Below are 11,009 nucleotides of genomic sequence, written 5' to 3' on the forward strand. Positions count from 1 at the left end.
CCGTGTCAACAAACTCGTCACGGGGTCAGTTCCGCGACGCGGCTGTAGAGGTTCTGTGAACCGTTCACCACGACCCGGACCTGGGTGGTGGTCACCGGGGCACGGAACGGGATCCAGCGGTTCGTGGCCGTGTTCCCGGTGATCGTCGCCTGGGTCGTCCACGTCGCACCGTCCCAGGTCTGCACGTCGAAGGCGGTCAGGACGCCGTCGCGGTGCGAGCTCAGGCCCACCCCGGTCAGGGGCACGGCCGTCGCCGCGGTGATCGTCAGGGTGTCCGGGTACTGGTTCTCGGTGTTGTCGTTCCAGAAGGTCGCCGGGTCGGCGTCGAGCGCGTTCCGGGGCTCGTAGGTACGGGTGGCGCCGTCGACCATGTTGGGTTCGTGGAAGCTGGAGGCCGCCGCGGTGGCGCCGGCCGGCCAGGCGCCGAAGACGATGACGTTGATCGTGGCGGTGGCCCGGGTGCCGTCGGGCGCCCGCGCGGTGACGGTCACCGGGTAGGTGCCGCCCGGCGTTCCGGCCGGGACGGTGAGGCGCAGCGAGGCCAGCGTGGCCGTGGTGGACGGTCGGAGCGGGACGGCCGCCGGGGCGGGCTCGGCCGTCCAGCCGGCCGGGACCTCGGCCGAGAGGCGTGCGTTGCCGCCGCCGGTGGAGCTGCCCTCGACCAGGACCGAGACGTCGCCGCGGTGACCGGCCGTGATCGGGGACGGGTTGTCGCCGGCCGAGGTCACGGTCAGTGCCGTCACCGGGGTGGCCGGCGGCGTCACCGTGAAGGTGTAGTCGCCGGAGCCCGCGGTCATCGTCAGGACCTTGCCGGCCGCCCCGCCGACGGTCAGGCCCGGGACGGTGCCGGCCGGGCGGCCGGCCCGCCAGATCACCCGGTCACCCTCGCGTACCGTCGAATTCGGGCCGCCGAGCAGCGGCAGTTCGATCGTCGCGGTGCTGCCGACCGGGACGACCGCGTGGTAGGTCAGCGTGCTGCCCGACCGGCGCCAGGAGCTGACCACCTTTCCCCGGACCGTGTCCTGCGAGCCGTTCACCCGGGTCAGGTCGCCGACCACGCTGGGCGCGAGGGTGAGCGTGCGCCAGCCGGCCGACTCGCGGCGGATCCCGGCCAGCTGCTCGTAGTACCACTGGCCGATCGAGCCGGCCAGGCCGATGTGGTCCTTGGACGAGGTGCCGTCCGCCGCCGACGAGTTGGTCCACTTCTCCCAGATGGTGCCGGGGCCGTTGGCCAGCATGTAGCCGAAGCTCGGGAAGTCGGTGCGCTGCGAGATGGCCAGGGCGATGTCGTTACGGTCGTACTTGCCCAGCGCCTGGTAGACGAAGGTGGTGCCGACGAAGCCGGTGGTGACGTGGTTGCCGTGAGCGACGATGTCCTGCACCAGCTTGCGCAGCACCGCCTGCTCGTGGCCGGCCGGGACGATGCCGATGGCCAGCGGCATCGCGTACGCCAGCTGGGTGCCCGCGCCGTACGTGTCGGTGGCGGGGTCGAAGAACTCGGCGGTGAAGCCCGCGGTGATCTCCCCGGCCAGCCGGCGGTAGTTCGCCGCATCGTCGGCGTGGCCCAGAACCGTGGCCATGTCGGCCAGCCGGCGGCTGTCGAGCAGGTAGAACAGCGTCTGGAAGTAGACGTGCGGGGTGCTCACGGTCGACAGCCAGTCGTCACCCCACGAGCCCGGCGCGTTGCGCACGATGTGCCGGCTGTCGCTGATCGTGGCCAGGTAGTCGACCCAGCGCTTGACGCTGTCGTAGTTGTCGCGCAGCACCGTCGGGTCGCCGTACTGCTGGTAGCTGTCCCAGACGATCTGCGGGTAGGCCGTGGCCCAGGCGGGATCGGTGAAGAAGCGGTCGCCCTCACCCTGGTCCGGTGAGACGGACGGGATGCTGCCGTTGCTGTTGGCGCTGGTCCGGATGTCGGCCAGCCATTTGGCGTACAGGGATTGCATGTCGAGGTTGGCCATCGCCTCGGCCTCGGTGTCGCCGGCGTCGCCGAGCCAGCCGCGCTTCTCCCGGGTGGGGCAGTCCAGCGGCATGCCCTGCAAATTGTTGAGCTGGGTCCGGACCAGCGCGTCCTGGATCCGGTTGAGCAGCGGGTCGGAGGTGCTGAACGTCCCGGCCGGCGCGACGTCGGTGTGGATCACCGCCGCGGTGACGGTGAGGCCGGTGCCGGCGGGCAGCCCGGTCACCTCGGCGTAGCGGAAGCCCGCGTAGTTGAGGCGGGGCATCCAAGTCTGCTCGCCCGAGCCGTCGAAGATGTACCGGTCCTGCTGACGGGGCGGCTCGCCGTCGTTGAAGCTGATGTTCGACGTGGTCACCCGCCCGGCGCTGTCCAGCAGCTCACCCTTGGTGATGACGGCCGTGGTGCCGGCCGGCGCCGACGCCCGCAGGGTCACCTGGCCGGTGTAGTTCTGGCCGAAGTCGTAGACCTGGACACCGGCCGCCGGGGTGGTGACCCGGACCGGCTCCAGCGTGGAGACGATCCGGGTGGGCGGGCTGACGTCGGCCTCGAGCCGGCTCAGCCCGAAGGTGAGCGCCGGGTTCGCGCCGTAGAGGCTCAGCTCGGCCAGGCGGAACGTGCAGGACGTGTCGCGGCAGGGCAGCTTGGTGGCGGTGACGCGGACGTACCGGCCCTGGCCGTCGACCGGGATCGACACCGGCGTGACGCCCGGGTTGGGCTGGTCGGCGGCGGTGCGGTCGACGAGGGTACGCGCGTTCGTGAAGTCGGCGTCGTCGCTGATCTGCACCGCGTACCGGACCGGGAAGCCGGCGCCGGGGAAGTCCCCGGCCGGATCGTTGGTGGGCCGGGCCGGGAACAGGGTGAGGCTCTTGACCGCCTGGCTCGTGCCCAGGTCGACCTGGACCCACTTGGTGCTGTCGGCGGAGGCGGCGGTGGCCGAGTGATAGCCCTGGCTGCCGTCGACCGACCGGTCGATGCCGTCCACCAGCGCGGCCCGCGACCAGCCGCAGCAGGCGGTCTCGTCGGCGGCGGTGACCGGCCGGCCCTGGGCCAGGCTCGCCGGCTTGGCCACCGGGGCGTACTCGGCGACGGCGGCCCAGCCGGACGCGTCGAACGACGGGGTGTCCCAGCCGGCGATCTGCTTGCGGGCGTCCCAGGTCTCGCCGTAGTAGAAGTCGGCGCGGACGACCGGGCCGGCCGCGCTGCGCCAGGAGCCGTCGGTGCCGATCACGGCCCGGGAGCCGTCGGCGTAGGTCAGCGACAGCTGGGCCAGGAAGGTCGGCGGGGCGTAGAACTGGCCCTGGCTCGCCATCACGCCGAGCGCGTTCGACCCGCGCCGGATCTGGCCGGTGACGTCGAAGGAGCGGTAGAGGACCCGCTTGGCGTAGTCGGTGACGGACGAGTCGAGCAGCCGCTCGGGCGCGACCACGGCGCCGTTGAGGTGCGGCTCGGCCAGGCCCTGGGCGGCGAGGTAGAGCCGGGCCCGGGCAACCGTCTTGGTGACGTCGAACGTGCGGCGGGCCAGGGCGCCGTCGGGGACCCGCAGCCAGGAGGCCGACCAGTCCCCCACCGCCATCGGCCCGACGTCGAAGCGCTGCTGCCGTGACCACGGCGAGGCCTGTCCCCGCCGGTTCCAGGTGCGCACCGACCAGGAGTAGGTGTGGTCGGCGAGCAGCGCCGGTCCGGCGTACGCGACGCCGGTCGAGGCGTCCGAGGCGACGCGGCCGGAATCCCAGACCAGGCCGTGGTCGGAGACCTTGATCTGGTACGCGCTCTGCGCCTCGCCGCGCCGGGAGTCCCGGGGCGCCCAGGACAGGGCCGGATGCGGCGAGCCGACCAGGGCGTCGGCGGCCTGCCCGGCCACCTTCAGGGCGTTCGGGGCGGCAGCGGTGCCGGCCGGCGCCGCGGCGGCCGGTGTCGCGCCCGCGAGGACGGTGAGCAGGGCGAGAGCGGCGATGACCGGACGTCTCACGGGGTTACCTCGGCAATCCGGCTGAAGGCGCCGTTCTGGGATTGGGAAGCGGTGACGACCACGCGTACCTGGCTGGTCGAGACCGGGTCGAAGGGGATCCAGCGGTACAGGGCGGTATTGCCGGTCACCGTGGCCCGGGTCGTCCAGGTGGCGCCGTCCCAGGTCTGCACGGTGAAGTCGGTCGGCACGCCGTCGACCAGCGAGGCGAAGCCGACGCCGTCGAACCGCACCGGCTGCGGGGCGGTGACGGTGAGCGTGTCCGGATAGCCGCCGGACGTGTCGTCGTTCCAGAAGGTGGCCAGGGTGGCGTCGACCGCGTTGCCCGGCTCGTACGTGCGGGTCTGGCCGTTGTACACGTTCGGCGCGTGGAAGCTGGACGCGGTCGCGGTGGTGCCGGCCGGCCAGGCGCCGAACACGAGCAGCGGCACGGTGGCGCTCGCGGTCGTCCCGGCGCCGGTCGCGGTGATGGCGGCTGACGCCGTACCCCCACGGGTGTCGGCCGGCGGCCGGACACCGACCTGGACCACCGTGCTGCCCGGGCCGTTGCGGGTGTCGAGGGCGAACGGGGCCGGGGCGACGGTCCAGCCCTCGGGCACGGTCGCGGTCACCGTGCCGCTGACCACGCGGTCGCCGGTGGCGCTGACGGTGACCGGGACGGACAGCTGCTGCCCGGCGATCACCGGGGTGGTCCCGGCCGAGGTCACCGCGACCGCCAGCGTCTCGGGGACGTTGCCGATCGCCGTGCTGACGACGCTCGCCCGCCGCGGGGCGCCGGTGAGCACGACGTACCCGTTCTCGAGCCGGGCGCCGAAGGCGTGCCCCTTCCGGCCGTCCCAGGCCAGCCGCCCGTTGACGGTGACGTTGGTGCGGGCCCCGAACGTCGGGACGTCGACCCGGGTGACCGCCCCGGCGGGCGCGTCGACCTCGGCGGTGAACGTCCGGGCCGGCTTGTCGTGCCGCCAGGCCAGCGCGATGTCCCCGAACGGCGTCCGCAGCGAGCCCTCGGTGCTCTTCAGGTCGCCGGGCTCGGGATGGATCACATACCCGCCGTCCACGGTGGTCGGGCGGATGCCGAGAACGTAGAAGGTCAGCGCCGAGGTCGGCCCGGTGGCCCAGCCGTGCGCCGCGCTCATGTACGCCCCGCCGTAGCCGAACTGCCCGTTGGCCAGGTAGCCCTCCCAGAAGGTGCTGCCGGTGCCGAGCGGCGAGTTGAGCATGTAGCCCCACTCGCGGCGGATCAGCTCCAGGGCCCGGGTGGCGTCCCCGGCGAATAGGTGGGCCTGCACCTCCAGCGAGCCCGGGAAGGTGGAGATCTGGCCGCCGTTCTCCGGGGTCGTGGCGCCGAAGGTGTTCCAGTTGGTGGTGAGCGCGGCACTGACCCGCGCGGCCCGGTCGGCGGGCGCGAGGCCGTACCAGACGGCCAGAGCATTGCCGTCCTGCGGGTGCAGGTCGCTGTCCGGGTTGTCGCGGTACCGGCCGGCGGCCTCGTCCCACAGGACGTCGTTCACCGCGGCCTTCAGCCGGACTGCGGTGGTGGTCCAGGTGGCGGCAAGGGCGGTGTCCCCGCGTACGGTCGCCAGCTCGGCCCCGGTCACCAGCGTCTGGTGCAGCAGGGCGTTGGCCGCGATGTTCCGGCCGCCCTGGTTGCCACGCGCCCAGTCGGCGGTGCCGCGCACGGTGAGCAGGCCGTCCGCGCCGACCTGGGCCAGGATGTAGTCGACCGCGCGCCGGTAGCCGGACCACTCGGTGTCGAGCCAGGGCCGGTCGTGGGTGTACTGGTAGTAGGTGGCCGTGCCGATCAGCGACCACAGGTGGTAGGTGTCGGAGCCGTAGAAGTTGACCTGCGGCCCGGCGTACGGCAACTGGCCCGCCGCGGTCTGGTGGTCGTAGAGGGTGGTCAGCGCGTTGCGGGTCGGCACCAGGTCGCCCAGTGAGGCGAAGGCGGTGGGTACGGAGACGCCGAGGTCGCCGGGCCACACCGTACGGTCACGCTTGGCCCCGTCGACCAGGATCTCGCTGCCCGCGCCGACCGTGGCGCTGTTGTCCCAGCCGGTGGCCGGCGGCCCCCAGACCCGGCCGGTGTCCGGCGCGATCGTGTTGGTCTGCACGGTGTACGCCCCGGCGTACCAGATCTTGTTGAGCAGTGGATCGCTGGAGTGGAAGTGGTTGGCGTAGTCGCGCAGGTCGGTCATGGACGGCGTGAACGAGATCTCCAGCGACACCCGGTTGAGATGGATCGAGCCGGCCGACTCCGCGAACAGCGTCAGGTACCGGAAGCCGCCGCGCAGTGACGCCCGCGGCATCGTCCAGGTGCCGCCCGGGGTGACGTCGGTGTGCAGGGACAGGTCGGCCCCGCTGCCGCCGTTGCTGGCGTCGCTGGTGGTGCCCACGTACTGCGACGACTCGGTGAAGGCGAGGCCGAGCCGTTGACCCGGGTCACCGCCGGTGCCGAAGCGCAGGGTGACGAGCCCGCCGACCTCCCGGCCGAAGTCGTAGGTGATCGAGGAGCCGGCGCCGGTGAGCACGGCCGCGCCGGGACGCGGCTGGAGCACGGTCCCGGTGGTCCGGAACACCTGCTTCGGGGTGACCGTACGGCTCGCCGGGGCGAAGTTGTTGTGCTCCCACGGGCGGTCCGGATCCGCGGCGGCGGCCGGCGCGGGCGCCACCGCCGCGACCAGGAGCGAGGTCCCGGCCAGCAGGGCGAGGAACTTCATGGTCAGGATCCGATCTTCGTGACGGTGATGGTGTGCCGGCCGGTGAGCCCGCGCAGGGTGGCGCCGGGCACCGGGCGGCCGTCGAGGAAGACCTTGACCGCCTGGCCGCCGGTGGGCACGGTGACGTCGCCCGAGGTGCCGCGCGGCGCCGAGACGGTCAGCGTGAAGGCGACCCGGCCCTTACCGGTGGCCCAGGAGACGCGCAGCGGGCCGTGCGGGGTCGGCAGCTGGCCGTTGGCCCACTTCACCGTGCCCGGGTGCGGGGTCACCGACCAGGTCGAGAAGCCCACGCCGGTCGGGGTGGCGCCGAGCAGCTCGTTGGTGAGGGCGGGCAGCACGCCGGTCGACCAGCCGTGCGCGGCCGAGGTGTACGGGCCCTGGTAGTGCGAGCCGCCGGCGCCGATGCCCTCCCAGCCGGTGATGCCGGGGTCGTGGGCGGCCATCCAGCCGTACAGCCGCTTGATCTCGTCGATGGCGGACTCGGCCTGGCCGGCGCGGAAGCGGGCCTGGATCTCGGGGTAGGACGTGAAGGCGTAGACGCGGTCGCGGCCGTCCGGCACCAGGGTGTTGTTGTCCATGAACGAGTTGCCGTACGGGGTGGCCGTGCTGGTGGCCAGGTAGCCCAGGGCGCTGGTGGCCCGCGCCGGGTCGGCGATGCCGGTCAGGACCGCGTACCCGTTGCCGTCCTGGCCGTGCCGCACGGGCCCGACCTTGGAGTCGAGGTAGGCGCCCGCGGTCGCGTCCCACAGGTGGGTGTTGACGGCGGCGGCGACGGTCCCGGCGCGGGCCTGCCAGCGGGCGGCGTCGTCGGCGTGGCCGAGCGCTTCGGCCAGGTCAGCGGCGTTCCGCAGCGCCATGACGTAGAGCGCGTTGTAGTAGGTGACCTCGCCGGTGCGTCCGAGGAAGGCGTAGTCGCCGTACCCGCCGGTGCCGTTGAGGCCCTTCTCCAGCAGGCCCCGGCTGTTGGTCAGCGTCGGGTACCAGGTGTCGAGCACCTTGAGCAGGTGCGGGTAGTAGGTGGTGGCGTAGCCGGTGTCGCCGGTGTAGAGCACGTAGTCCCAGCTGCTCGTGACCCAGTAGAGCGGGTAGTCGAACAGCGGGAGCGTGTAGTTGTTGATCGAGGCGGGCGGGATCCAGCCGTCCGGGCGCTGGTGGTCGGCCAGGTCGGCGAGCACGTTCTTCGCGGCCTCCGCGACCTGGTGGTGGGTCAGGTAGGCGGTGCGGCCCGAGACCGCGACGTCACCGACGTACGGGTCCCGGTCGCGCTTCGGCCCGTCGTGCAGCACCAGCTTGCCGCGCAGGGTGGGCGAGTCGGCGCCGCGCGGGTCAACGTCGTCGGAGCGGAAGGTGTCGGTGTTCAGCTCGTTGGTGTACGAGGCGTCGTACCAGTACTTGTTGAGCTGCTTGTCCGACGACTCGAACCATCCCGTGTAGCTCGACGGCGTGCCCAGGAACGGCGTGAAGTCCAGCGACACCCCGTCGATCTTGACCTTGCCGTACGGCTGGGTCAGCGGCGCGTCGGCGGCCAGCGCGTCCAGGCTGATCTTCAGGTAGCGGAAGCCGTGCAGGCCGTCGGCGCAGACCTTGGTCCCCTCGGCGCAACCGTGCGTGTCCGTCCAGGTGTACGGCTCGGTCTTCACCGCGACCTGGTCGGTGCCCGGCGTGATCCGGTCCCCGTTGTACGACCGGGTGAAGTCGGAGACGTCGGTGAGGTACTGCTTCGTCTCCGAGAAGGCCAGCCGCAGTCCCGGGTTCCCGGCCGAGGCGCCGGCCAGCCGCAGCACCGGGTAGCCGGCGACGACCTGGCCGAAGTCCACGGTGACGCTGGGCACGGGCTCGTCGGCGACCAGCCCCGGGTAGACCTCGTTGACCCGGGTGAAGTCGCCCCTCCCGGACGACTGGACCCCGGTGACGGTGATCCGCACCTGGGTGGTCGGCACCGGCGCGGTGAACGGCACCCGCACCTGGATGGCGGTGTTGCCGGCGACCGTCGCGGCGGGCTGCCAGGCGCTGCCGCTCCAGGTCTCGACGGTGAAGTCCTTGATCACCCCGTCGGGGTTCGACAGCAGCGTGATGCCCGGCAGCGCCACCGCCGCCGGCGTGGTGATGGTCAGGACGTCCGGGAACGCGGCGATCGTGTCGTCGTTCCAGAACGTGTCGGTGACGCCGTCGATCGCGTTGCCGGGCTCGTACGTACGCGGCTGCCCGTCGTTGCCGTTGTTGGGCGCGTGGAACGAGGACGCGGTCGCGGTGGCGCCGGCGGCCCAGGCCGGACGGGGCGCCGGCTGCGGGCGGGACAGGGTCGTCACCCCTTGGCCGAGCAGGCCGTGCGGGTTGGTCACGGCGCCGGTGGTGGCGACGATCCGGACCGGCTTGACGGCGCGTGAGGACGGCGCGACCACGTACCGCGCCCAGGACGGACCGGAGCCGGCCACGGCCGGGGTGGCCGTGGCGGCCAGGAGGGTGGCGACGATCGCGCCGATGGCGGTGGCGCTGCGGATCCGCATTTCCTGAACCTAGGAGCGCGCTTTCCCAGTTGCAACGTTTCACAGTGGCCGATCCCGGCCATCCCACGATCGGCCCGGCACCTCACCACGATGCCGGGCCGATCGGTCGTCACCAGGTCAATTCAGCCGGCAGGCGTCCGGAGCCGCGGTGAGGTTGTACTCGCCGTACCAGCCGGTGCCGACCACCCGGCCGGTGCCGCTGCCGGTGTCCGCCCAGGTCTCGGTGGCGGGCAGATAGCGGTACCAGAGCAGCTCTCCCCCGTTGCCGCCGTGCGCGCCGTACAGGATGTCCGCGCCGGCGGAGAACATCGAGGAGAACATCTGCCAGCCGTACCCGGCCGGTTTGGCCTGCTGGGCCCACTGGTTGCGGGCCGCGTCGTAGTGATGGCGGAACAGGGCTCCGGCCGGCGTACGCGCGTAGATCACGCCGGTGCCGGCGGCGACGATGAGGTCGTACCCTGACCAGTCGCCGTCGAGCGTCCGGTGCTCCCACGACCCGGTGGCGGGCTGGTACGAGCGCCAGTGCAGCCGGCCGTCCGGCTCGACCGTGTAGATGTCGCCCCGGGTGTCGACGGTGATGCGGTTGCGGTACGCGGCGGTGGCGTAGCGTTCCCAGCCGCGGTCGATGACCTTGTACTGCGCCCCGTCGGTGACATCCCAGCCGGTGCCGTTCCACCGGAACCGGCGAAGTTCGCCGTTGTCCACCGCCACGTACACCACACCGTCCGGCCCGGCCACGGTGCGGGCGCCGAGCCAGCCCTGGCCGATCTCCTTGCCGGCCCCGTCGACCCAGGTGAACCCGCCGTTCAACGGGTCGGCGTGCTGGTACTGGCGCAGCTGTCCATCGTTGCGGACCACATAGGTGGACACGGCCTGGGGGCACTCGGCCACGCATTCGGCGCGGACCGGATCGGGGCGTTTTGTCGCCTTCGGGTCGGGCCCGTCGACCTGCCAGGTCGTGTTGTCCTGGTAGCCGCAGGCCCGGTCGTGCGCATTGGCGCCCGAGTTGTCGGCGATCCAGAGTTCGGCGCCCAGGTGACGCAGGTACCGGCCCGGCTGGGCCTTGGCCTCCAGCGACACCCCGGGACCGCCCAGTCCCTTCTTCGCGCACCAGGTGGCGGCGTTCTTGAACTCGGTGCTGCCGTCACTCGGCTGCAACTGCACCCGGAACCCCACCGGCCGCAGGTAGTGGCCGGGATGGCCGGTCGACTCCAACGAGTGGCAGCCCTCGCCGGCCAGGCCGTCGACGACCTTCCAGGTGGCGTCGGCCACCGGCACCGACGCGGCCGAACCCGGGTCCGGGTGGTTCACCGCCGCGACGCCGGGTCCGCTCTGCACCCACCAGCCCTTGCGGTTCGGGCTCGTGGTCCGCAGCGACTGGGTGAGCGCGTCGAACTGGCCGGCCCGCAGGAACAGGTCGACGTCGCCCGGCGTGCCGGCCAGCGCCGTGGCCGCCGCCGCCGACAACGCGGGGTGCACCAGGCTGTTGTCGGCCCTGGCCTTGATCTCGGACGCCAACCGGCGGTCGGCCGCGGCCTTCCGGTCCAGGGCGATCTGCTTGTCACGCTCGCTCGCGGCATGGATGCCGGTCTCGATGAACGCGGCCCACACCGGCGGCTGCGGCGAGCGCAACGCGGCCAACGCCGCCCCGGCCACCTCGGAACCGGCGGCCGCCTTCTCCTCGATCGCACGGATGAAGTTGTCGTTGGCCAGCGTGAGCTCCCCCTCGCTGGGCGCCCAGGCGACCACCGACGCGGCCCGCCGCTTTATGTCTTTCTGCCGCAGCGCTTCCCGCTCCGCCTCGGTCTTGTCGTGCTGCTCCTGAATGAACGCATCCACATCCGCCCGATGCGCCACGA

Annotated in this window: 4 protein-coding genes; all 4 read right to left on the reverse strand. The window is 72.4% G+C overall.

Annotated elements, in window-relative coordinates:
- Window positions 1–17 precede the first annotated feature (17 nt).
- Window positions 18–3,929 (reverse strand): family 78 glycoside hydrolase catalytic domain, encoded by a 3,912-nt coding sequence (locus AB0M54_RS30575; protein ID WP_364329184.1) that lies wholly within the window; start codon window positions 3,927–3,929, stop codon window positions 18–20.
- Window positions 3,926–6,643, reverse strand: a complete 2,718-nt coding sequence (locus AB0M54_RS30580) for a discoidin domain-containing protein (protein WP_364475132.1) — start codon at window positions 6,641–6,643, stop codon at window positions 3,926–3,928. Before AB0M54_RS30580 ends, AB0M54_RS30575 begins: the two co-directional genes overlap by 4 nt.
- Before the next feature lie 2 nt (window positions 6,644–6,645).
- The gene (locus tag AB0M54_RS30585) at window positions 6,646–9,150 is read right to left on the reverse strand and encodes an alpha-L-rhamnosidase C-terminal domain-containing protein (RefSeq protein ID WP_364475134.1); all 2,505 of its coding nucleotides are present in this window, start codon (window positions 9,148–9,150) and stop codon (window positions 6,646–6,648) included.
- 117 nt (window positions 9,151–9,267) lie between these two features.
- Window positions 9,268–11,009 (reverse strand): tachylectin-related carbohydrate-binding protein (locus tag AB0M54_RS30590; RefSeq protein WP_364475135.1); only part of this gene is annotated, 1,742 nt, incomplete at its 5' end.

This window comes from Actinoplanes sp. NPDC051470, assembly GCF_040682035.1.
Taxonomy (GTDB): Bacteria; Actinomycetota; Actinomycetes; order Mycobacteriales; family Micromonosporaceae; genus Actinoplanes.

Bases quoted from the DNA above. Each gene is read 5' to 3' on its own strand.
- AB0M54_RS30585 (WP_364475134.1), bottom strand. From the start codon at position 9,150: ATGCGGATCCGCAGCGCCACCGCCATCGGCGCGATCGTCGCCACCCTC.
- AB0M54_RS30580 (WP_364475132.1), bottom strand. From the start codon at position 6,643: ATGAAGTTCCTCGCCCTGCTGGCCGGGACCTCGCTCCTGGTCGCGGCG.